Below are 26,111 nucleotides of genomic sequence, written 5' to 3'. Positions count from 1 at the left end.
AAAATTAGTGAAAATTAAAATTATTCTGATATGTGGTTATTTTAAATATTTAATAATATTAATAAGTATATTGCTTCTATTTGACATACAGCTTGTGAAGTATTTAATAGATTTATTTTGTGTTGTTTTAAATAATTAAGGTTTTTTATTGATGCATTTGTAAATATTTGGTTTATTGATGTTTTGTTGTTGTTAAATTAAATATTTTTAACGAAATATTTGGTAATTTTAAGAAAGTTTCACATATTTGCAATCATAAAAAAATAATCAATTTAAATATGAAGAAATTAACGACAAGTGTTCTACTGGTAGTTTTGTCATCTTCTTTTGCAGTTGTAAAGGCTCAAAGTGGTGATACTATAAGAACTCAAAAAATTGAAGAAGTAGTTGTTACGGGAGCTTTGGGTATTAAAAAGAAAGCTGATGCCGTTACAAATGCTCAGCAAGTAGTTGGTGCAAAGGAATTAAATCAAGCATCAGCAACAAATGCTGTTCAATCACTAACAGGTAAAGTTTCTGGTTTAGTAATTAACCAAACCAACAGCTCTGTGGATTCAAATTACAGAATTGTACTTAGAGGAAATAGATCGGTGACTTCTAATAACCAGGCATTGGTTGTTATTGATAACGTTATCTCATCTTCAAATATTTTAGCGCAATTACCGCCAGAATCTATTGAAAATGTTAACGTTATTAAGGGTATGCAAGGTTCTGCTCTTTATGGTCAGCAAGGAGCAAATGGTGTAATTATCGTTACTACTAAAAAAGGAACAAAAAACGAGAAAATTCAATTCAATTTGACCTCTTCTGTTGAAATTCAACAGGCTTTTATGTTTCCTAAAATTCAAACCAGATATGGAAAAGGAGTTCAGGATCAGAGTTTCAGTAATGTAGACTACGGAGGTACTAATTATGTTCCATGGGAAAATACATCTTGGGGTCCTGCCTATGATAATCCTGCTATTGGGGGTACAATGGTTGCCAGTGGTTTGCCTCAAGCAGATGGTAGCTATATTTATGAAAAATATGCTCCAGTTAAAGATCATTTCTCCAAGTTTTTCAAAAAAGGTATTGTATTCCAAAATGGACTTACAGTTAATGCCGGCGGAAATGATTCTTATGCATTCTTATCATTAAATAGATTGGATAACGAATTCGTTGTAGATGGAGATAATCTAAAGCAAAACAGTATCTTGTTAAAAGCAGGAAAGAAGTTTGGTAATTTAAGAGTGGATGCTCGTTTTAACTATATAAGCAGAATTATAGACCAAACGAATTCAGGTTTATATGATGACTTATTGCAATTACCATCATCCAATGATGTCAGAAAATATAGAAATTCTGGTATTGATGGATATGCAACAATGTACTCAACCAATCCATATTGGACTATTGAACATGAGAGATCTAAAGCCGTTAAAGATTATTTAAATGGAACATTGAGTTTACAGTATGACTTTAGTAAGCATATTAATTTAACTTATACAGGGTCCATTACGATGGGAAGTACCAATTATAATAATTATAATGATGGATACTTTTCAACAACACCATATCAGAATACGGGAACTCCATATTTAGAAGGACATTTGTTAGATGAAATTAATCCTAACTCTCAGGTAACAGCTTATTATTTTAATCATAAATATACTAATAGGGATTATTATGGAGACTTAATGTTAAACTTTGATTATGATTTAACGGATAATCTTAATTTGAAATTTAACTTAGGAAATAACATTCAGGATTATTATAATACAGCAAGTTCTATCGGGGGAACAGGATTACTAGTTCCAGGCTGGTATGACTTTAGAAACGTAGTGAATTCTGTATTACCACAAGATACAGCTACACAGCTTGATGGATATACAATGGATAACTACTTGATAAGAAGTAGAATTATTGCTGGGTTTGCCAACTTAGATTTAGCATGGAAAGATTATTTGTTTTTTAACGGAACTTTCAGAATTGAGAAGAGTTCTGTTTTATCAACAAATTATAATAACGAAAACCATAATAAAGCATATCCATACTATTCTGCTGGTCTTTCATTTATCCCAACCAAAGCTTTCCCTGGATTCGGAGGTAATGTGTTGAACTATATGAAAATTGCACCGAGTTTTACAAGGGTAGGAAACACTTCTGCAGTAGCAGCTTATGCTACATATGACAGAGGAGTTATTCCAACAGGTTATCCTTTTAACAGCTTACAGTCTTATTTATACAATACTCAGCCTACTTCTAGAGATATTAAGCCTGAATTTATGAATACTATAGATTTAAATCTACAAATGGGATTCTTAAATGACAGAATTACTTTAGAAGCATCAGCTTACAAAACTGTAACTAATGACTTGATTACGTTCAGTAATGTTTCCAGTACTTCCGGTTTGTTCAGAATTCAGGATAATATTGGTAAGACAGAATTGAAAGGATATGAAATTGAATTAGGATTGACTCCAATTAAAACCAGCAGTGTTGTTTGGAATTTAAGAGGATCAATTTCTCAATTCAAGAGTAAAGTACTTGAACTAGCTCCAGGTATTGACGAAGTTGTATTAAACTCTCCGTTTACTTCGCCAGGTATCGGTACTATTTATGCTATTAAAGGAACTGATTATCCTGTAATTAAAGGTACTACTTACGTACGTGATCCTAATGGTAATATTGTAGTTGATGAAGATGGAACACCTTTAATCAATTCAGCATTAAGCAACCTGGGAAAAGTTACTCCTGATTATGTTCTTAACTTTAACACTTCTTTGAAAGTTAAAGGATTTACATTATCTGCTTCTATGGATTTCAGAAAAGGAGGACACTTTATTTCTGCAACTAAAAGACAGTTAGGATTTACCGGAGGACTACAGGAGAGTGCTAGTTTTGATAGAACGCAGGGTTATGTTATCCCTAACTCTGTTCAGCTTGTTAATGGACAGTATGTACCAAACAGTACACCTGTAGGAACAGCAGATTACTCGGGAGTAACAAACTTCTTTGCTTCAGGTAACTTCTTAAATGTTGGTGAGAATAACGTGGTTGATGCAACAGCATTTAAAATCAGAGAGATTTCTTTGAGCTACGATGTTCCTAAATCTGTATTAAGTTCTACATTTGTAAACAGTCTTACTTTTGGAGTTTATGCTAGAAACCCATTCTTTAAGTATGCAGATAACAATGCAAATTATGCAGATCCTGAAACAGCTAATACTACAGGAAATGGAGCTGGTATTGCTTTAACCGGCCAATATCCGTCTGTTAAAACTTATGGATTCAATGTTAAAGTAACATTCTAAAAAATTTAAAAAAAATGAAAATATTAAAATTAAAATATCCTTTATTACTTGCAGCTCTTTTATCTTTAGGTTCTTGTAATAATTATTTAGATATTAATGATAGTCCTAATAATATTGGGGCAGAACAAATGACTCCTGTTGTTGTATTGCCAGGAGCAATTACAAATAACTACAGAGTTCAGGCTAGAAGATTGAACTTTGTAACAGGAGTATTTATGAACAGCTATGCTGGTAATTCATATTCTTATGGTACACCATTGGTTGATGAGTATACTCCCAACATTTCTGACTCCTTCTATAATGATATCTGGGATGATTTTTACAGAAACTCTGCAAATTTCCAGGCTATCATAGATTTTAAGGATGACAAGGCAGAATACGTTCAGTATAAAGCTATTGCTAAAGTGATGAAGGCTTACTATATGGGTATAATAACTGACTTATATGGAGATGCTCCTTACTCTGAAGCTTTCAAATTCCAAAATAATACAACTCCAAAATATGATAAAGGAGAAGATATCTATAAAGCATCTATTGCTGATATTGAAAATGCAATTGCAGCTTTTAATTCTGGTCAGGGATTAAATCCATCTTCTGCTGATGTTGTATTTCAAGGAGATGCGACTAAGTGGGTTGCTTTTGCTAACACTTTAAAACTTAGATTCTTGTTAAGAATGTCAAAAGTAACAGGTGATATGGGAACTTACAGAGATCAGAAATTGGCGACTCTTGCAGGTGCACAGTTTTTAACTGCTGATGCGACTGTAAATCCAGGATATTCGTCTAAAACAAATGCTCAACAAAATCCATATACTAACTATTTCTACATTACATCCGCATTAACAAGACCACAAAACTTTGGTATGATTACTGCGTCTGAAAATATAGCAATTGCTCTTAATGGTAACCCTACTAATGATACAAGACCGTTTTATCAAAAATATAATGGCATCGTAGATGGAAGAAGAGGTAGAATGTTTAGCCTTGTTAGCGGAAGAGTTGAGGGAGTTAGACAAGGTGCGACACCAGGACAACCGGGAGCTGAAGCAGGAAGAAGTGTTTCCAGAATACATTATGGTATTGTTATGGGGAATTTAACACCTACAAGTAACCAGCAATTGGTTGATTACTCATCACAAAAATCCGGTGTTTTAATTTCACTTGCAGAAACAAAATTCCTTTTAGCTGAAGCTGCAATAAGATATCCTTCATTGTTTTCCAATGCTACAACTAATTTTAATGCAGGAATAACAGCTTCATTTAACTATTTTGGAGCTTCTGCAACATCTGCAGCATATATTACTGCTATCCAGGCTGTTCCTGGGTTAGGAATCGCTGCAGGTAGTACAGAAAATAAAATTGAAGCTATTATGACTCAAAAGTGGATTGCACTTACAGGTGTTAACCCTGAACAATCTTATTTTGATTATAGTAGAACAGGTTACCCACAATCTCCATTACCAACTATTACTTCGCGTGATAGCAGACCTAACAGATTGATGTATCCGGGATCTGAGTATGCAACTAATACTAATAATGTACCTGCAATGTCAAGTGCTGATGCATTTACTAAAAATAAATTGACTCCTTTCTGGAATAGAAATTAATTACATTCAATTTAATATATTTTATTACCGCCTTCGGGCGGTTTTTTTATTTATTAACTTATTGTGGTCATTTGTTAATAGAAAAATAACTATGCGTCGCATTGTATTTTTATATGTATATATATTAATTTATCATCATAAAGTGATTAATTGATTTGATAGTCAATCTGTTAGTGTTTTATTTTATTAATATCAGAAATAGAAACTATTAATTAAAACTATTTGCATTTTTATGAAAAATAGTAAACGTTAAATATTTTGTTTTTGTTAATTGATTAATATTTAACGTTTTTTAATGAATTAATTCGTGTTAATTTTGTAAAATAATGAAAATTTGATATTTTTTTAAGATTTTGTTTTGTGTTTTTAAGAAAGTTTTACAAATTTGTACAGGATACAAAAATTAATATTTGATATGAAGAAACTAACAACAAGTCTACTTGTTTTGGTATTATCTTCATCTGTTGCTATTGCTAACGCTCAGCAGAAGAACGATACTGTAAAAACAAAAGAAATTGAGGGAGTAGTAGTAACTGCACTCGGAATTAAAAGAGAGAAGAGATCTCTTGGTTATGCTACCCAGGAAGTAAAGGGTGAGGCCGTTAATAAAAACCCTACGACCAACTTCTTAAACAATCTATCCGGTAAAGTAGCTGGCTTGGAAATTAAACAGAGTACAAACTTTGGTGGGTCTATCAACGTAGTTACGAGAGGATATAAATCTCTATTGGGAGATAACCAGGCTCTTTTCGTAGTAGATGGCGTGCCGATTATGAATAAAAATATCAATACGGCCAGCCAGGCTACTGGTGGTGGAGGTTATGACTATGGAAGCTCCGTATCCGATATTAACCCTAATGATATAGAAACCATTAACGTTCTTAAAGGGGCTGCTGCGACTGCGCTATATGGGTCCAGAGCACAAAACGGAGCTATTATTATTACAACAAAAAGAGGAAAGAAAAACAAGGAAGGAATCGGGATGGAGTTTTCCACCTCTATTACTATGTCCACAGTAGATAAATCTACTTTCCCGGAATATCAGACACAATATGGGCAAGGGTATACAGGAAGAAGTTTTGCCAGTGCATTGTATCAGGGGAGTCCAAGAGTGTCTTTCGGTAATGATGCTTCTTATGGTTCACCTTATGATGGTTCAATGGTATGGCAATATGGCGCATTTATTCCTGGTTCTCCAACGGAAGGGCAAAGAACACCTTGGCAAATGGCGAAAAATGGTCCGATTAAATTCTTTAATACTGGAACAAATTATGTAAATAGTTTATCTTTCAGTGGAGGAAATGATCAGGCAACTTACCGTTTGAGCTACACGAATACGGATGCTTCTGATATCATGCCCAATAGTTCATTGATTAAAAATAACTTCAGTGGAAATGCATCATATAAATTGACAGATAAATTGACAGCTAATTTATTTGCAAATTATATTACTCAAAAAACCGTTGGTCGAAATAGTACCGGTTATAATGATAATATAATGACAAATTTCAGACAATGGTGGGCTACAAATACGGATATTAAAGATTTGCAGTATCTCTATAATGCTTTTAAAAAGAATTATACATGGAATATGAGGAGTATGACAGATCTGACACCGGCATTTTGGGATAATCCTTATTTCCAACGGTATGAAAACTATCAGAATGACTCAAGAGACAGATTTGCAGGAAACTTCAGTTTAAGTTATGATGTAACAAAAGATATTAACCTATTAGTAAGAATGGGAAGAGACGGTTACACAATGATTACTGAGGACAGAAAAGCTGTAGGATCATATACCGGAAATTCCTTTGGATTAAATGGCGGGGTTAATCAGCCTTCAGGTTATGCTACAAGTCAATATAAATTTTCCGAAACCAATTATGATTTCATAGGTACATACAAAAAGAATATTACCGATGATTTTAATATTAATGTATTATTAGGAGGTAACGTTAACGTACAAAAAACCTATTCTAATCAACAATCTACATCAGGTGGACTTTACATTCCTGGAATCTATACAATAGCAAATTCAAATTCAGCACCGGTTAGACCTCTGATTTCAGACTTATCAAAATATGTTTATGGTGTATTTGGTCAATTATCACTGGGGTATAAAAATACATATTACTTAGAAGGTACTTACAGAAGAGATCAGTCTACCGCTCTTCCTGAAAATGATGCTGTTTACTGGTATCCTTCATTATCTGCCAGTGTTGTATTCTCAAACCTGATAAAAGCAAACTGGTTGAATTTTGGTAAAATACGTGCAGCTTATGCCGAAGTTGGATCAGATACGGGTGCAGACCAGTTATTGAATAGATACTTCTCTCAGCCTTCTTATGGAGATATTCCAATCTATGCTTACAATACGACTCTTAGAAACTTTGAGCTTAAATCACAGGGACTTAAAAACATAGAATTTGGTATTGAAACAAAAATGTTTAATAATCGTTTGGGTATTGATGTTGCTTGGTTCCAGAATAAAGCATTTGATCAGATATTGCCGTTACCGGTTTCTTTTGCAAATGGAGCGCTGGCTAAAACCCAAAATGCAGGAGAACTTACAACAAAAGGTTTTGAAGTATCCATTAATGCGACACCTATTAAAACAACCAATTTCTCTTGGGATTTAAGTTTAAACTGGTCTAACCCTTGGACAAAAGTTACAGCACTTGCCGAAGGTATTGAAAATATTACAATGGGTAGAGCCCAGGGCGGGGTTAGTATTAATGCCCCTCTTAATGGTGATTATGGTTCAATATGGACATCCGATTATGTTTATGATTCAAACGGACAACGTATCGTTGGAGAAAACGGAGCCTATTTGGTAACAGATACTCCTACATATAACCAAGGAAGTTTCCAGGCTGACTGGACGGCTGGTATGAATAATACATTGAGTTATAAGAACTTGTCGTTAAGCTTCTTAATTGATTGGAGAAAAGGAGGGAAAATATATTCATTAGATCAATTTTATGGATATGGAACAGGGATCTATCCGGATTCAGTTGGATTTAATGATTTAGGAAATCCAATCAGAAATACTTTAGCAACTGGTGGGGGAGTGATACTTCCGGGAGTAATGGAAAACCCTAATAGCCCTGGAACTTATATTCCGAATACAATAAGATTAGATAAATCACAATCAAGCCAGGTGCTTGGAACTGATCTTCCTGGAGCAGCTTATGTATATGATGCAAGTTTCATAAAATTAAGAGAGGTAGCAATAACTTATAGATTTAATAAAGAATTCTTTAATTCTAAATTTATACAGGGCATGTCAGTAAGTTTAATAGGAAATAACTTATGGATTATGCATAAAAACTTACCTTATTCTGATCCGGAAGCAGGACTTTCCTCTGGAAATATTCAAGGATACCAATCCGGACCAATGCCGGCTACTAGAAACATTTCATTTAATGTAAAAATTAATTTCTAAAGAACATGAAAAAATATATAATAACACCAATATTAGCTCTTTTGTTTATAGGATGTTCAACGACTGATGATGTCAATTTGGATGAACATGCCTTCTATAATACCACTCAGGAGTCTTTACTTACTTATGCACAAAAAGAGCTTAGTGATTATATGAACACGCCTAGTGTAAATGAAAACAACTTTAGGCTGACGATGCAGTACTGGACAGAAACTATTTACGTAAATGAAAGTAATTATGACTTTACGAATAGAACCGTATCTAATAATGTATGGACCGACAACTATGTAAACGTATTGAAAAACCTGGATCAGGCAGAAAGAATTATTAATGCTTATACGCCGACTCCTTCAGAACTGACTACATGGCCTGGTAAAAAGAAAAATCAATTGGCAATCATCGATATGATGAAAGTCTACACCTATCAGGTTTTAGTAGATACTTATGGTGATATACCATACACTCAGGCTTTAAATATAGATGTTTATCCACTTCCAAAATATGATAAAGCTGCTGATATATATACTGATTTAATCACTAAACTGAAAAATGATATAACAAGTATTGATACCAGTAAGGAATCTTTTAAAACCGGAGACATTTTTTATTATAATCCTACTATTGGTAAAAGTGATCTTGATAAGTGGAAAAAATTTGGAAACTCATTATTGCTTAAATTAGGAATTGCTTTGGCGGATGTTAATCCAAATTTGGCGCAGAGTACTGTAAATCAAGCTATAACAGGAGGTGTGATGACTTCATCTGGTGATGATTGTAAGTTTACATACCTTGCGGCTTCTCCAAATGAAAATCCAATGTTTCAGGAAACAAGTTCAAGAGATGACTTTATTGCTGGAAAGACTTTAGTAGATTATATGAATGTTAGTAACGATCCGAGGATTAGTGCATATTATACAGATGTTGATGGAGATTATATTGGGCAAGTTATTGGAACACCGGGTGAATTTGCAGATTTCTCAAATGCTGGAGAATTTGCATATACAGAGACTACTCCTGGAATTATTTTAAGTTATACTGAAGTGTCCTTTTATCGTGCTGAAGCTGCTGCAAGATGGGGAATAGGCGGAAGCCCAGCTGCACTATATGCTACTGCAATTACTTCATCTTTTAATGATTGGGGAGCTGGTGATGCAACTGCATATATCGCTGCACATCCATATAATGCTGCAAACTGGAAAAAATCTATTGGAGAACAGGCTTGGGTTGCAATGTATAACCAGGCTGTTACTTCTTGGAATTTCTTCAGAAGATTAGATTATCCTCAATTAGTAGCTCCTTCCACAGCAATTCCGAATGCGGAAGGAAAAGTTCCTGTAAGGCTTCAATATCCTACTGCGGAAGCTACTACGAATGGTAGTAATTATGCTGCTGCAAGTGCTGCAATTGGTGGCGACAAGTTGACTACAAAAATATTCTGGGACATTAATTAAAAAATATCCATTTTTATAAATAACCGCCTTTAAGGCGGTTATTTTTTTATGCATAAGGTTTATGTTTAAGAAGTTTTTTTGATAAAATATGGTATGCTTAGCATTGTTTTGTTTTGTGAATTATTTATTATTAATCATTTTTTAAGGTGGTAATTGTTTTGTAATGAGTTTATTAGTGATATTTTTATAAATATTTCATATAGAAAATATCAATTAAAATTTAGTTATGTTTTTCTAAAAATAACAACCTTTTAAATGTTGTGTTTTTGTTAATTCTATTGTTTTTAACTTAATTTAATGAATTATTTTCATTATTTTTTTAATTTATTAAATATTTGATATTTTTTTTGAATTTTCGCTTTGTATATTTAATAAAGTTTTACAAATTTGTACAGTCTTAAAAAAATAATTGATATGAAGAAACTGACAACAAGTCTGCTTGTTGTGGTATTGACTTCATCTTTTGCTATTGCTCAAGCACAAGAGAAGAATGATACCATTAAAGCAAAAGAAATTGAAGGGGTGGTAGTAACTGCACTTGGGATTAAAAGAGAAAAGAAATCTCTTGGTTACGCTTCCCAGGAAATTAAGGCAAGTGCACTCTCTGATGGTACAACTAACACGGGGAATATTGCATCGCAATTATCAGGAAAGGTAGCCGGCTTAAATGTTACTACAAATAACAACTTTGGGGGCTCATCAAACTTATTGATCAGAGGTATAAAGACTCTTGGAGGAGGAAATCCTTTAATTGTGATTGATGGATCTCCAGTAAACAATACGTATACTCAGGAGAAAAATATTGATTATGGTAATGCTTTATCTGATATCAATCAGGAAGATATTGAATCTATCAACGTTTTAAAAGGTGCTGCGGCATCTGCTCTTTATGGCGAAAGAGGTCTGAATGGAGTAATTGTCATAACAACAAAGAATGGAAAAGGGAAAGATGACGGATCTTGGGGAGTTACGCTTTCTTCCTCAATGCAGGTTGGCTTTATTGATAAATCAACATTTCCTGAATATCAAACAAGTTATGGTGCCGGGTATTCTCAAAAATTTGGAACTCAGGCTAGTGATGGTTTAAATAACGCAAATTTCAATGCAGATGCATCTTGGGGCCCAAAATTCGATCCTAATTTAATGGTTTATCAATGGGACTCTTTTGACCCGACCTCTCCTAACTACAAAAAAGCTACACCATGGGTAGCTGCTAAAAACGGCCCGATTAAATTTTTTGATAATCCGACTACATTTAGTAATAGTGTAACCTTGGAAAAAGGACAAAAAGGGAAGAATATTAGTTTTACCTATGAAAATATGATGTCAGATGGATTGATTCCTAACTCACATCTCAATAAGAATAATTTCTCTTTAAAGATTAATTATGACTTAACTCCAAAATTGCATACCTCCTTTTATTCTACAATGACTTTGCAGGATACCAAAGGACGTGGAATTACGGGCTATTCCAATAATATAGCAACAGGTTTCAGACAATGGTGGCAAACCAATGTAGATCTTAAAGCTCTGGAAAATTCATATTTTGCAAATGTTGATCCTGCTATTGCCAGTGCATCGAACAATTATGGTAACGTTGTATGGAATAGAAAATCAGCAACTAATGGAGCACCGGCATACTGGAATAACCCCTATTTTCAAGCTTACCAAAACTATACCTCAGATAATAGATTCAGAAGTTTTACTTATGCACAAGCAACGTATGATATCATAAATAATATTTCTGTTACTGGAAAAGTTTCTTATGACAGATCAAATCTTATGGCCGAGAGTAGACTGGCTGTAGGGTCTCTGCCACAAGCTTTCGGACAATCAAACAATTCGGTTACTTCCGGATATGCAAGACGAGATGTATTGAGGACTGAAACGAATTATGATTTAATGGTGAATTATAAATTTGACATTACAGATGATATTAATGTATCTGGAGTAGTTGGAGGGAATATTCGTAGAAACTATTTCAATTCTGTTTATGCTTCTACAGAAGGAGGTTTGGTAATTGCAGGAATTTATGCATTGTCAAACTCTAAAAAAGCGCCCTTAGCATCAGATGAGAATCAGTTCACCACACAAACAAACTCGGGATATGTTACTGCTTCATTTGATTTCTTTAAGAAATTCTATATAGATGGAACATGGAGGGTAGATCAAAGCTCAACATTACCAGCGGGAAATAATGTATACAATTATCCTTCCGTAACGGCTTCAGTTATTATGTCTGAAATTTTAAATACCAAAAATTGGATGAATTTTTGGAAATTAAGAGCAAACTATGCGGAAGTTGGTGGAACTGCAGATCCTTATCAGCTGGCTAATAACTATAGATCAGCAGGGATTTTATCAGGTGTAGGAATATATAATTCAATTTTAAATCAGCCTAATCCAGATTTAAAACCACAAAGATCCAAGGAATTTGAGATAGGAACTGAAGCTCATTTCTTAAAAGACAGAATTACCGTTGATTTTGCTTATTATAAAACTAAAACGATAGATCAGATTATCCCTCTTCCAGTTTCCTCAGGAATCGGATTTACCGGTAAAGTAATCAATGCGGGACGAATTGATAATACAGGTTATGAGGTACAGTTAGGTTTAGTTCCTATAAAATCGAAAGACTTTACGTGGAATATTGATGTTAACTGGTCTAAAAATAAAAACGAAGTGGTTAGTCTGTATCCAGGAATCACCAATCTTTTATTAAATAGTTTTCAAGGAGGAGTTTCTTTAAATGCAAGAGTAGGAGAAGCCTGGGGAACATTGGTTGGAGCTGACTACACCTATTTAAACGGTGAGAAAGTAATTGATCCAAAAACCGGAAAATATTTGCAGAATCCTAATCAGATCATTGGTAATACTACCCCTGATTGGATTGGGGGGATAAGAAATAGTCTTAGTTATAAAGGATTCTCTTTAAGCTTCTTAATCGATATGCGTAAAGGAGGTGATATATTCTCAACGGATATGTATTATGGATTATCTTCAGGTTTATACAAAGAAACAGCTGTTGGAGATTACAGAGACAAAAACGTTGTACTTCCGGGAGTTCTTCCGGATGGAACTCCTAATACTATTTCTTTGTCACAGTTTGATAACGGAAGTTCTATGGGATATAAAACTCAGCCGTCGCGTGAATTTGTTTATGATGGTTCCTTTATTAAGCTAAGAGAGGCAAGTATTGGTTATATGCTTCCTAAATCATTATTGGCCGGAACCAAAATTTATGACGCTAAAATTTCGATTGTAGGTAGAAATTTATGGATTATTCATAAAAATTTACCATATGCAGATCCTGAAGCTGTTGTGGGAGGTGGACTAAATTCTTATGGATGGTCTATCGGTTCAATGCCTACGACAAGAGATATTGGAGTCAATGTAACATTTAAATTCTAAATTACTTTAAAAATGAAAAATATTATAAAAATAAGTTTGATATCAGCATGTATTGGGGTAGGGTTAAGTTCGTGTCAAAGTGATTTAACTTCTCTTAATGATGATCCTAAACATCCTTCCATACTTCCTTCCGAAAATTTGTTGGCAACGGCTATGTATCAGTCATCATATTATATGGACAATCCAAGTGTAAATTTTAATAACTACAGATTCTTTACACAACAATGGGCGGAAACTCAATATCCGGATGAAACTCAATATAATCTCGTAACCCGAAACCAGCCTCGTAACCATTTTAACAGAATGTACGTTTACAGTATCAATAACCTGAAACAGGCAAAAATGAATCTGGTTAATGAAGTAGAGACGGATGATATACGTACCAACAAGTTGGCAACCTTAGAAATTGAAGAAATTTTTATTTGGGAAAATATTGTGGATACTTATGGTGATGTTCCTTATTCTGAGGCTTTCAAACCTGATGAGATTTTAACTCCAAAATATGATGATGCCAAAACTATTTATCTTGACTTAATTAAGAGAATCGATGCTGTTACTGCTACTATAAAGCCGGCTGCTACTGGTTATAGTGATTTAGTTTATGGAGGGAATATGACAAAATGGAAAAAATTTGCTAACTCTATTAAATTAAGATTAGGAATCAATTTAGCAGATGTTGATCCAGCATTATCGAAAACTACTGTTGAGTCAGCAATCGCAGCAGGAGTGATCTCTTCTGATTCTGAAGCCTATAAATTTAGTTATGATGGTAACACCTTTTCAAGCCCTGTTTATGACAATTTAGTAGCTTCCGGTAGAAATGACTTTATTCCAAGTCAGTTGACTATTAATACCATGAGTAGCCTGTCAGATCCAAGAATGGATGTATGGTTTACAAAAGTTGGGGGAGTTTATAAAGGGGGAGTTTTCGGAGAATTAAATGATCCTTATACTAATTTCTCTCAATTAAGCTCTTATTTTAGAGGTGCTACTACAGCATCTAACCTGCTAAGTTATGCAGAGGTAGCATTCTTAAAAGCTGAAGCTGCTGCAAGAGGGTATTCAGCAGGGGGGACAGCAGCAGACCTTTATGCTATCGCCGTTAAAGAATCTATGAGGGAGAATGGTGTAAACAGTACTATCGCAGATACATATGTGCTTGCAAACCCTTATAATCCAGTAAACTGGAAACAGTCTATAGGAGTACAAGCTTGGATTGCAATGTTTAACAAAGGATTTGCAAGCTGGAATTTCACTAGACGTCTGGATAACCCGACACTTGTAAACCCTCCTAAATCTAACTTGTCATCTGTACCTTACAGAATGCCATATTCTGATCAGGAGTATGTGTTAAATGGAGCTAATGTAAGTGCTGCAGCTAATAAAATTGGCGGCGACAAGGCAACTACAAAATTATTCTGGGATAAATTTTAATATCCATATATTTTAACATTCATATCAAAGCCGCCTTCGGGCGGTTTTTTTATTTCCGTATATTTGTATTTCAAAATTTGAGATGAGCCAGGCTATTCTATGTGGCCTGTAAAAAGTAATAGTATACACATGAATATTAAAGATAGTATAGAAAAGAAACTTTCAGAGGTTATTTTAAATGTATATCAGTTAAAAGATATCAATCTGGAGGTTCAGGAAAATAAAACCGAATTTGAAGGTGACTTTACCATTGTAACATTTCCATTGGTAAAACAGCTGAAGAAAAATCCGGAAAGTATTGGCGTTGAATTAGGTGAAGCTTTGACGGAGCAGTCTGACCTATTCGAAAGCTTTAATGTAGTAAAAGGCTTCCTTAATGTTAAAGTACAGAACCAGCTGTTTGTGGACAATTTCAAATCCGTTAGCAATGATTTTGATGCTATCGAAAAGAAAAATTCTACGGTTATGGTGGAATATTCTTCTCCAAATACCAACAAACCGCTTCACCTGGGGCACGTAAGAAATAACCTGTTGGGATTTTCTGTGGCTCAGATTTTAAAAGAGGCAGGGTATGATGTGATCAAAACACAGATTATCAATGACAGAGGAATTCATATCTGTAAGTCTATGCTGGCTTGGGAGAAATTCGGGCATGGAGAAACTCCGGAAACAACTAATACAAAAGGAGATAAGTTCGTAGGAAACTATTATGTAGAATTTGATAAAAACTACAAAAAAGAAATTTCTGAGCTTGTAGGACAAGGAGTAGAAGAAGAACAGGCTAAAAAAGATGCTCCGATCATTAAAGAAGCTCAAAAAATGCTTTTAGACTGGGAAAACGGAGACCAGAAAGTAAGAGATCTTTGGAATGAAATGAACTCATGGGTTTATAAAGGTTTCAATGAAACTTATAAAAGACTTGGAGTAGATTTTGATCAGGTACAGTACGAAAGCAATACTTACATTTTAGGAAAAGATCTGATTCAGGAAGGTCTGGATAAAGGAATTCTTTATCAGAAAGAAGACGGTTCGGTATGGTGTGATCTTACTGATGAAGGGCTGGATCAGAAACTTCTGCTTCGTTCAGACGGAACATCTGTTTACATGACTCAGGATTTGGGAACAGCCGTAGAGCGTTTTAAGGACAATAACATTCAAAAGCTGATCTACACGGTTGGAAATGAACAGGATTATCACTTCCAGGTTTTATTTAAAATCATGAAAAAGCTTGGATATTCATGGGCAGATCAATTATTCCACCTTTCTTACGGAATGGTTGAGCTTCCGGAAGGAAAAATGAAATCCCGTGAAGGAACAGTGGTGGATGCAGACGACCTGATGGCAGAAATGCATGAAACGGCAAAATTAAAAGCTATAGAACAAGGAAAACTTGAAGGTCTTTCAGAAGAAACAAAAGTAGCTTCTTATGAAATCATTGGAATGGGGGCACTGAAATACTTCATGCTGAAAGTGGATCCTAAGAAAAAAATGTTGTTCAACCCGGCAGAAAGTATTGAATTTAATGGAAATACAGGACCATTCATCCAATATACTTATGCACGTACTCAATCTTTACTGGCAAAAGCAGATTATCAGTATAAAGAAGTTTCAGACGTTGCTTTAAACCAGTATGAAAAAGAATTGATCATGCTTTTGGCTAACTACAAAACAATTGTAGAAAGAGCGGCAGAAGCATTGAGCCCGGCTTTGGTTGCCAATTATGTTTATGATTTAGCTAAATCTTATAACTCATTTTACCAAAGTAATATCATTCTGAAACTGGAAGACGAAAATTTAAAACAATTCCGTTTAAACCTTTCAGACCTCACCGCGAAAACAGTGAAGAAATCATTAGCGCTTCTCGGTATCGGAACCGTAGACAGAATGTAAAAAATAAAGCCTCCTAAATTGGGAGGCTTTTTTATGATGTACCAAATAAACCGCAATCAATACGTGGAATCTTAAAACCCGAATCCCGTACACGCCTCTCAAATCTCTTTCAGCTCACTCTCGCTATCTTTTCTGCTATCCCTGTAAAGCTTCGCTGCACTCCATTTTGCATGCTTGGAAAGAACAACTTTATAGCCCTTTTTGTAATTATAAACCTTGGTAAATTCAGCTCCGAAAAAAATAAGCATACAGGAATAATTAATCCACATCATTATTAAAATAACGGTTCCCGCCGCTCCGAAAGTAGAAGTAGGTTTAAAATTACCGAAATACAGGCTCAGTAGAAATTTACCCAGTGTAAATAAAATTGTAGTCAGTAAAGCCCCTTTCCATACAGGTTTCCAGCTGATTTTGATATCAGGGAGTACTTTGAACATTAAGGCAAATAAAAGCATTACCAAACCAAAACCGATAGCAAAATTCACGACCTCTACCAGCATATAGGTTTCAAGGCCGAAATAATTGGTGATCCAGTTGTTGAACAGGCTTATCATTGAAGACAAGATCATGGTGATCATCAGCAAAAATCCAAGAATAAGGATCATTCCTAATGAATTTGCCCTGTCCAAAAGGAATTTTACAAATGCTTTTTTAGGTGCTGCTTCTACATCCCAAAGGGTGTTGAGAGTATGCTGCAGCTGAAAAAATAAAGTAGTGGAACCAAAAACCAGAGACCCGATCCCCACTATTTTCATGAAAATATTCTGCTTGTCAATGAGCGCTCCCGCAATCATTCCTTCAATACTCTTAGCAACATCTTTTCCCATTAATCCGCTGATCTGGTTGCTGATCTCGCCACGAATGGCTTCCTCACCGAAGAAATTTCCGGCGATCCAGATAATAATAATTAATAATCCGGGGATAGAAAAAATCGCATAATAGGCAAGGCTTGCCGAATCTTTTGATGCGGAAGAATTGTTCCATTCGGCGAAGGTATCTTTAAGTACCTCCCAGAAAAATTTGATATTATTGATCATATTAGAAAGGATATCCTATGGCTATATTTAAAACTAAATTATCTTTTCTCCAGCTCGAATCTCCGAAGTTGATTTTATCAAATGCCCATCGGTCTCCCTTTTCATAATAAGGAACACGTAAAGGCATGGCCAGATCCAGTCTTAAAATTAAGATAGAGAAATCAAGTCTCAGACCAACTCCGGCTCCCACGGCAATTTCACTTAAAAAATCTTTTGAAAATTTACCTCCCGGTCTGTGCTCATCAGCATTGATCAGCCAAACGTTTCCGGCATCTACAAAAGCAGCAACATTCAGGAATTTATAGATATTGGCACGGTATTCCGCATTCAGCTCCAGCTTGATGTCTCCCGCCTGATCCAGTAGCAGTCCCTTTTCAATCGTCCGCGGATCGAAACTTCCCGGTCCTAAAGTTCTTGCACGGAAAGCACGGATACTGTTGCTTCCCCCTGCAAAAAACTGTTTGGAGAAAGGAATGAACTCTGAGTTTCCATACGGATAAGCAATTCCCCCGATAAATCTGCTGGCGAATGAGCTCTTTTCGGTGAATTTATGATAGAACCTGAAGTCATTCTCAATTTTGGCATATTGGCTGAACGGGATGCCGAAGATCTTTTTCTCCTTATCATTTTTCGCATTGGCCCCTGTTACCAGACCGGTGATGTTTCCTGCAAGATCCAACGTACCTTTATAATAGATCGTATTTGCTTTTGGAAGCATTGTATTGGTATACGTATACGAATAGGTAGGCCCGAAAATTAACTGTTTATCTACTACTCTTCGTGAGGCAGGAGTGGTTGCCTGTTTATAAAATTCCTCTGTTACATTGGCAGGAGAAACCAGGGTAATGTCAATAACCTTCAGATCATGTTCCTTTCTCGCATTTTCCTTCCATACATACCCGAACGAAGCATTAAAATTATTAAGTGTATAAAGCTGGGTACGGTTCTGGAACTCATAGCCTAGAGTAATATTCGTTCTCGGAACAAAGGCACTCGAAGAATTGAAACGGAAAGGCGCAACAATCCTTGGTATCGAAAGCTGGACATTCGTTCCTGCACGGAAAAGATTCTTGGCATCTTCCTGTCCGCCCATCTGGAAATCAAAAGCTCCGTAAACAGCTGCTTTAAACTGCTCGGCTCCTCGGAAGAAATTCCGGTGGGTCCAGTTTAAATTTAATTCGCTACCGGCATAGTTGGCAGAGTTGGTTCGTCCTAAAGCTTCAAGCCTGAGTGACTGAATTTGTCTCGGCGTCAGTAAATAATAGGCATCAAACTGGTGTTTCAATGAATCTGAAACAATGAATTCATTTTTTACAAATTTAAAAACACCCAGACTGATCAGGCGGTTAAGCGTAAGATTATGATTGGAACGGTTATAGAGATCTCCTTTCTTAAAATATAAAGCCCTGTCGAAGATTTTCGGTTTAAACTTATGCTGAGGATCGATCACATATATATCATCATAAGCATATTTAGAAAGGGAGTCCGGGTTCATCGGAACATTATATTTGCCTCTTTTTACATCCTGGATGTTATAATTAGGAAAAACAATAACCTTGTCAATGCTGAACTGTTGCGTGGCAAGATCCGGAGTGTCATCCTTTAATTTTACGTTCAGCTCTACCTTGTGATTTTTGCTTACCGTACTGTCTGCCTGAACAATAATATTGTCAGAATTGAAATAATAGAAACCTCTTTCCTTTAAACCATTATCGATACGTTCTCGTTCATTTTTAATGACATCAAGATCAAAAGGATTTCCCGTTTTAAGTAAGGTTTTTGGAGTTAAAGTCTGAATTTCTCTATTAACAAGGGAAGAATCCTGCTGAAATTTCACATTGCTTATCAGGTATCTTCCGCCAGGTCTTAAAGTATAAATAACTTTTGCTTTTTTATTTTTGGAAACCGTATCATAAGTAGCTTTTGCATTGAAATATCCTTTATTTTCAGAATAATTTTCAATGATATCTTTGTTGAATTCACGGTCTACATCTCCCAGTAAAACAGGTTTTTCACCTACTTTGTATTTCAGCCAGTAATTGAAACCTTTATCCTTTTTAGGCTCCTTGGCAATATTGTAAAAATACAGTTTCGGACGCAGCCCTAATATGGAAGAATTGGGCTTGGGAACCAGATTTTCTTCCAGTGATGCCTTAAGCTCATTTTTTTCCTTTTTCGAGAGACTGTCATTTTGTATTTTTACTTCCCCGCCGGTATACAGCATCTGGCCTTCCTTCAGAAATCTTGTATTGCTGCATGAAAGAGTAACAGCGGCAAATCCTGAAGTGAACAAATATCTGTAATATATACTAAATCTACTTTTCATTATTTAAATTCTACCACCTGGTTATTCTTATTTTCTTTTTTACGTCTGTCTTTTCTTGATTTCTGGAAAATCTCACGGAATTTGTCATAGTCTAATGTGATGATGAATCCTAATCCCGTTTCTATGATCTGCCCCTGAAGAGCTACCTGGTACTCATCCTTACGATAGGCGCGGAGCATATACCTGCCGTCTTTGGAAAGGCTGTAGTCTACCGTAACATTTCCTGCGATGTTCGTCATATTTTCATTCTGGCGGGCTTCACCTTCCAGGGCGAAATTACTTCCCACGGAAACCTTCAGACGGTCATTCAGTAATTTTTTGCTTACCCCAACATTCAGGTCTGTTCTGGTATTTTTTTCTCCACTTGAGTAGTCTTCAGAAGAATCGAGACCTAAATCGATATCAACTCCTTTAATCAGGCCGGAGGCAAGATTGTTCAGTTGCTGCGAAAGAATTTTACTCACACTCTGCCTTGCCAGCATTTCAGCAGATACTCCCGCACCGGATTCGAACGGATTTTCCCCGATAAAGCGGTTCAGTAAAAGAAGGGCAAAAACCTGCTTATTCATTTCAGATTCCTGGGTTCTGAGCTGGGTCAGCTTTTGGTCCACAATATCCGTTACCGTAGAGGAAACCGCATTATTCTTTTCATCTGTAGTAATATCGAAAGTAATCTGAGGCTTCAGAAGTTCACCTTTCATTTTTAATAAAGTATTGAAAGGTATTCTTTGCTTAAACTGGTTCATGATAGAAGCATCCTCTCCGCTTATCTGCTGTTCCACAAGGTCTATAGGCGGGGCTTCTGTTTTATAGACCGCCGTAATATCCATTGTTGCAGCGGTAGGCTCTCCCGTCCAGGTAATGGTACTTCCTTTCTGAATATCGAATTTACGTTTCAGAAGGCTCACAGAAAGTTCATAAGATCCTTTTTCCACTTCATAAACCCCTACAAGAGTGGTTTTTCCTGAAGGGTCAATACCGCCGGTAAGATCAGCCTCGCCCTGGAGTTTTACAAAATCCCCGTTGGCTTTATCAATAACAATTGAGAGTTTGGCTTCCTTGCTTACTTCAATATTCACGCTTACATCCATTCCTTTAAAACGGCTTTGCGCTTTCAAAGAATCGGTTTTGATCGTTTTATTTAGAACTACCTGATCCTGGTCTATAAACTCCACAATTCCGTCTCTTTCCTGAAGGGAAGGGCTGGACTGAGGAAGGACAAAGGTAAAATCCGTATCATCGGAAACAGAAAGCCTTCCGTCTACTTTTGGAAGATCCAGGTTTCCACGAACATGAAGCCCGGCATCAATGGCAAGAATTCCATACATTATGGCATCATTGGACTTCTCAGAATTCACCACTTTGAAATCCTTTGCATTAACGTCGAGATTAAAGGCGAAATCCCTGTACGTCTGCGTAAGAACCTGTCCGTCGATGACGAGTGAATTTCCGTCCTTATCATTGATTTTAAATTTATTAAATTCTATACCACGGCTGGTAAAATCTATTTCGTCATTGAGCTTTCTGAAATCACTGCCGGTTTTGGCAATTTCCAGGCCGGCATCATTGAATTTTACTTTACCTAAAATATTCGGTTGATCTGTATTTCCCGTTATCTTTAAATTCCCTGAAATATAGCCTTCCGTATTCGTTATGGCATTCATGGAGAACCCCTGAATACTTTTCATCTGAAGCTGATTGATGGCCATGTTCAGATCGAATGTACTGGAAGAAGTATTGTAATCCCCAAGAATTTTTACATCATTGTTGTTGCCGGAAAGGGCAACGTCAGCATTTAAAATATTCGGTGAAGTATTGTTCACTTTTATGGCAAGATTTCCAACAGGGCTTCCATAGACGATCAGGTCTGAAACGTTCAGATCGGAAGTGAAGGTCATCTTTTTGGTAACATCTCTAAGCTGTGCAGTTCCATTGATCGTTCCTCTTGCCAGGACCGTATCTTTTTTGATCAGTTCTGTAATGGTTTCAATTTTAAAATCTTTCAGTGCAACATTCAAAGGGCTGCCTGCGCGTTCGGTTTCAGACTGAAGTGAAATCTCACTGGAGCCATTAGTCAGGATAAAGTTATCCGCTAAAATTCCCTGGCTGCTGATCTGGATTTTATTGTTTTCGGCCACATTCCAGTCCGCATAATTAAGTTTCAGTCCATTTGGATTCAAAGAAATTTCAGTGATATCATTCAAAGATTTTGCATTTCCTGCGATAAGGAACTGGGTGGCATCTTTGTCGTCTTTTGTGGTTACGTTGTAATTGATGATATTATCCGCGACATCTCCGGTCACCGCAATTTTTTTCAGGGTGAAGCTGGAACTTTTTAAAGCACCTGCGTTAAGGCTGTACTGGAGCGCCTGGTTTTCATTGGTTACTTTTAACGCAATGTTTTCCAGGGAATTTTCACCGTACAGCAACTGCGGAATCTGTCCGTCCACTTCTATCTTTTGAGAATCGGCATCATAATTCCCAGCCAAATTGATCGTTTCAAAACTCTTCAGCTCCGGAACGAACTTCCTGATCAGGTCATCATTTTTGACCTTTGCATTGAATGTGAAAAACTGTCCCGGATCAACTTTCTGCCCTTTTGCGGGCTTCTGAAACTGATAATATTGATTGATGGTTTGCGTCAGAGCACCGAATATTTGCGTTAGTTTATACTTTCCTATCAGCGAAACATCAGCAATCTGAGAATTGAAAATAATCTTAGTAGAATCCTGGGTGGAAGAAGCTTTCAGATTGACTTCCTGTACAGGATAAACCTCCTTTGTATCTGAAAATGCAAAATCTTTCAGGTTTAAATACCCGTTCAGGGCATCCGGATTAAGGCTTGAAAAATCACCATCAATTTTTCCGGCAATGATCATTGGTTTTTCATAGAATCCAAGCTTATTCACATCAAGTTTGATGACTTCCCCATTGATTTTTACGGTAGGATTTTTTTCATTATAGACTCCGGAAGCGATTAAGTTCAGATTGGCATTCGGGTCTTTTGAATTTAACACGATATTATAAACACCACGGTTTATTTTTCCCGTTAAATCCATATTCTGGTAACGGTAGCCTTTGTAAACGGCCGATGCCACATGACCTTTCAGATTGGCGTTGGCATTTTTGAAATCAAAGCTTTCACCTTTTGCTGAAATTTGTGCTGTAATGGGCCCGATATCCTTATTTTTAATGATCTTTCCTACCTGGACAGCCTGAAGATTGGCTTTTACATCGTACAGCTCCCGGTTTTTCCTGCTCATGTCCACATCTGCAAGGATGGCTGCATTTCCAAGGGTAGAGTAGAGGTTCAGGTCTGTTTTGACGACTTTGGTTGTTCCTTTTGCACTTCCTTTAATGCTGAAATGAGACGGCAGGGAGATATTGGAAGGAATTGTATTTTTCGGCACCAGATTGTAAATTGTTTTAGCTTCCGTGGAAAGTTCTGCAATCCTGAGGTCATAGTACAGGTTTTCAGGTTTCATTGCGTTTTTGATCCTTCCGGATGCATTGACCCTTAACTGATCCAGACCTGATACTTTGAGATCTTTAATCAGGAGGTCATTCACCATTCCCTGAACATTTGCGTTCACATTCAGGATGGCATTCGGGTATTTGCTGAACGGGACCGTATTCCGTAAGGTAGGAACAATATTCAGAATATCTGCGAAACCTATTCTGGAGTTTTTAATGTTGGCAGAGATTTTTACGGCACCGGGATTGGCGGTCAGCTGATCAATCGATTCATAATTTAAGATGACCTCATCGCGGATCAGCGTTTTGGGAGTCTGCAGATAAAGGTCTTTCAGATATGCCTGTTTTTCCTGGTACACAAAATCCGTATTGAATTTCTGAATATCCAGGCCTCTTCCTTCTTTAATTTCGGCTGAATTCACTGTTCCTGCAAAAGTATTGTTCTCCATTTTGAAGCTTCTTACTTCCACATTCATTTTAGAGAAATTCATATGGTTGAAATCCATTCCCTGTTTGGTGGGAGCAATGGCGGTATTGTTGTAAACGGCTTTTACATCATTCAGGACAAGTTTTCCGAGAATCAATTTCATGGCTTTATCCTGATCAGAAACTTTGGACACTTCAGGTTCCTTTTTATCCTTCGGATTGGCATTTTGTGCGGGAAGATAAAGATTGGCATTAATGTCTGCTCCGGAAAGAACAACATTGGAAATATTGTAAGCATTGTTTTCCAGGTCCAGCTTATTAACCTTCGTGCTTAATTCTTTAAACAGGACTTTAGCAAAGGTTTTGGTATTGTCATCTCCGTAATCAATATCGAAATTGGTGAGTTTTATACCTCTGAGGCCAATATTCATCGGCTTTTTATCGTTAAGTGAATCAACCTTTTTCTCTACTTTCTCAGATACTTCTTCAAGAAGATCCTGTTTTAGCTTTAGTTTAAGTCCGTCAAGATTAATGTCATTAACGGCATAGGTATTTTTATTAAGGTCAAAAGTTTTAACCCGGGTATCAAACGATTTGAAATATAACTGAATGTCATTCCTCGACTGCTGATCGTTGAAGGTAACGCCAATATCTTTTAAATTGATTTTATCAAGAGAAATAATAAACGGTTTGGAAGGGCTTTCTTCTTTATCACTGGTCGCAAAAGCGTTGATAATGTAATCGAAATTGAATTTTCCGTCCGGTTTTCTTACCACATTGGCGCGGGCTCCTTCAAGATCTACCGAAGTAATGTCGGCAGTAGAATTGATAAGCTTGAGCATGTTCAAACCTACGTCGAGCTTTTTAACGGCTAGAAGGGTGTCGACATCCTGGCCTTTAAGGTAAAGGTTTTCCATGATCAGGCTGTTCGGAAATCCTATGTAAACCCGTTCCAGGCTTACTTTGGTCTTGATTTTTTTCTCAAGATATACAACCAGTTTGTCTTTGATGAAGTTTTGAACGGCAGGAAGCCTCAGACTAAGGATCAGCAGGGTAAGAAAAACCAATATTGAAATAAAGGTTATTGCAATACGCCTCAGGAGTTTTCTTTTGTTGATTTTCAGTTTCAAATGCGATCAGGTTTCTAACAAAGATAAGAATACTATTTTATAAGCTCTTTGTTGTGGTATCCTATTGCAAGTGCAAAAATCCTGCCTTGGCTGTCTTATTATGGAATTTAGTTTAGTAGTTGTCAAGTGAATTAGTTGATCAAGACAACCAAGGTTTGGATTTTTTGTTTAAAAGCCCCCTTTTTTAATCATTTTTTTAAGTGTTGAAAAGGTTAGCAAAATGAAATTCAAATGTTAGTATTTCAAAAGGGGGCAGAGATATATGGAGATAATAAATTTTTTGTTAATTATTTGCGTTTTCCCATTTCACTTCCTCACCCTGAGGGGCAGCTCCGCCCTGAGCAGGAGTAATAGGAGACGTTTCCTGGTTAATGTGGTAAATGTAGGCTGCAATTTTCTCAGCATCTCTTCCCGTAATGGTTCCTTCCTTGATGAAAGGCCTCATGGTAGGATTATTGGGTGAACCGTTTTCAAGCATCCAGAAAACATTTTTAAACAGGCTTTTTTCTTTAATATTGATCCAGTGAGTGTCCGTAAGGTTCGGACCGATACCTCCTTTTCCTCCGTCACCATGACAGGTTACACAGTTCGTTTTGAAAAGTTCCTGGCCTTCTGCAATATTGTCTGCACTGTATTTTGCTGTTTCCAGATTAACCTGGGGTGCCGTTTTTTCATATTCAGCTATGGATGCCAGCATTGTTTTTACTTCTTTATCATATTCAGCTTCCGGATGGGCATATTCTGTAAAAGCAAAAGCAGTAAGGTAAACAGCGCAGAATATGCATCCGAACCAGAAAAGACCGATCCACCATTTCGGCAGTGAGTTGTCCAGCTCTGTAATTCCATCGAAACCATGATCGATCAGAATATCTTTTTCTTCTGTAGCAGACTGCTTTTTGAATGCCGAATTCCAAAGTTTCTGATAATAGGGAATACTTTTCTCTGCCAAATATTCTTTCTTTTCTTCCTCCGATAATCTGCTGAAGTTTTCATTTTCAACCAGATCTCCTATGGAGTTCATAATCATCAGAAGAATCACGGCAATCACGATAAGCGCCCAGAAAAACGGGGAGGAAAAATAACCTGAATCTCCGGCGAACATTTCAAACGCCATGATCGTTAGTCCTATCGTTGTTGCGATGTATATTGAAATAGGGGTTCTCTTTTTCATTGCGGTATCATTTTAA

11 protein-coding genes are annotated in these 26,111 nt (G+C 36.4%); 7 read left to right on the top strand and 4 right to left on the bottom strand.

From position 1 onward, the window contains the following. The first annotated feature begins 278 nt into the window (after positions 1–278). The 7 genes from BUB03_RS17510 (at position 279) to argS (ending at position 16,531) form a co-directional block, all read left to right on the top strand. Positions 279–3,293: a SusC/RagA family TonB-linked outer membrane protein gene (locus BUB03_RS17510; RefSeq protein WP_073065609.1), complete on the top strand. Its 3,015-nt coding sequence runs from the start codon at positions 279–281 to the stop codon at positions 3,291–3,293. A gap of 14 nt (positions 3,294–3,307) precedes the next feature. After that, positions 3,308–4,900 (top strand): SusD/RagB family nutrient-binding outer membrane lipoprotein, encoded by a 1,593-nt coding sequence (locus BUB03_RS17505; protein WP_052352642.1) that lies wholly within the window; start codon positions 3,308–3,310, stop codon positions 4,898–4,900. 415 nt (positions 4,901–5,315) lie between these two features. Continuing rightward, on the top strand, positions 5,316–8,345 hold the full coding sequence (locus BUB03_RS17500) for a SusC/RagA family TonB-linked outer membrane protein (RefSeq protein WP_073065607.1): 3,030 nt from the start codon (positions 5,316–5,318) through the stop codon (positions 8,343–8,345). Positions 8,346–8,350: 5 nt separating this feature from the next. Next, complete coding sequence (locus BUB03_RS17495; RefSeq protein WP_073065604.1) at positions 8,351–9,796, top strand: SusD/RagB family nutrient-binding outer membrane lipoprotein; 1,446 nt, start codon at positions 8,351–8,353, stop codon at positions 9,794–9,796. Positions 9,797–10,210: 414 nt separating this feature from the next. Further along, positions 10,211–13,207, top strand: a complete 2,997-nt coding sequence (locus BUB03_RS17490) for a SusC/RagA family TonB-linked outer membrane protein (protein WP_073065601.1) — start codon at positions 10,211–10,213, stop codon at positions 13,205–13,207. 12 nt (positions 13,208–13,219) lie between these two features. Continuing rightward, positions 13,220–14,641 (top strand): SusD/RagB family nutrient-binding outer membrane lipoprotein, encoded by a 1,422-nt coding sequence (locus BUB03_RS17485; protein WP_073065598.1) that lies wholly within the window; start codon positions 13,220–13,222, stop codon positions 14,639–14,641. 129 nt (positions 14,642–14,770) lie between these two features. Beyond that, positions 14,771–16,531, top strand: coding sequence for an arginine--tRNA ligase (gene argS, locus BUB03_RS17480; RefSeq protein ID WP_040997728.1), 1,761 nt, complete (start codon positions 14,771–14,773; stop codon positions 16,529–16,531). A gap of 98 nt (positions 16,532–16,629) precedes the next feature. Here argS and BUB03_RS17475 read toward each other — a convergent pair whose 3' ends face one another. From BUB03_RS17475 to BUB03_RS17460, 4 genes are all read right to left on the bottom strand, one after another. After that, complete coding sequence (locus tag BUB03_RS17475) at positions 16,630–17,568, bottom strand: YihY/virulence factor BrkB family protein (RefSeq protein ID WP_073065595.1); 939 nt, start codon at positions 17,566–17,568, stop codon at positions 16,630–16,632. Position 17,569: 1 nt separating this feature from the next. Continuing rightward, entirely contained in the window at positions 17,570–19,894 is a 2,325-nt protein-coding gene (gene tamL, locus BUB03_RS17470) for a translocation and assembly module lipoprotein TamL (protein ID WP_073065592.1), read from the bottom strand. Then, positions 19,894–24,924 (bottom strand): translocation/assembly module TamB, encoded by a 5,031-nt coding sequence (locus tag BUB03_RS17465; protein WP_083538990.1) that lies wholly within the window; start codon positions 24,922–24,924, stop codon positions 19,894–19,896. The genes tamL and BUB03_RS17465 overlap by 1 nt, the downstream gene beginning before the upstream one ends. A 283-nt stretch (positions 24,925–25,207) precedes the next feature. Then, positions 25,208–26,095, bottom strand: coding sequence for a cbb3-type cytochrome c oxidase N-terminal domain-containing protein (locus tag BUB03_RS17460; protein WP_040997251.1), 888 nt, complete (start codon positions 26,093–26,095; stop codon positions 25,208–25,210). Between the last annotated feature and the right edge of the window lie 16 nt (positions 26,096–26,111).

This window comes from Chryseobacterium oranimense, from assembly GCF_900129755.1.
Taxonomy (GTDB): Bacteria; Bacteroidota; Bacteroidia; order Flavobacteriales; family Weeksellaceae; genus Chryseobacterium; species Chryseobacterium oranimense.
This window is presented reverse-complemented; position numbering and strand designations above follow the sequence as displayed.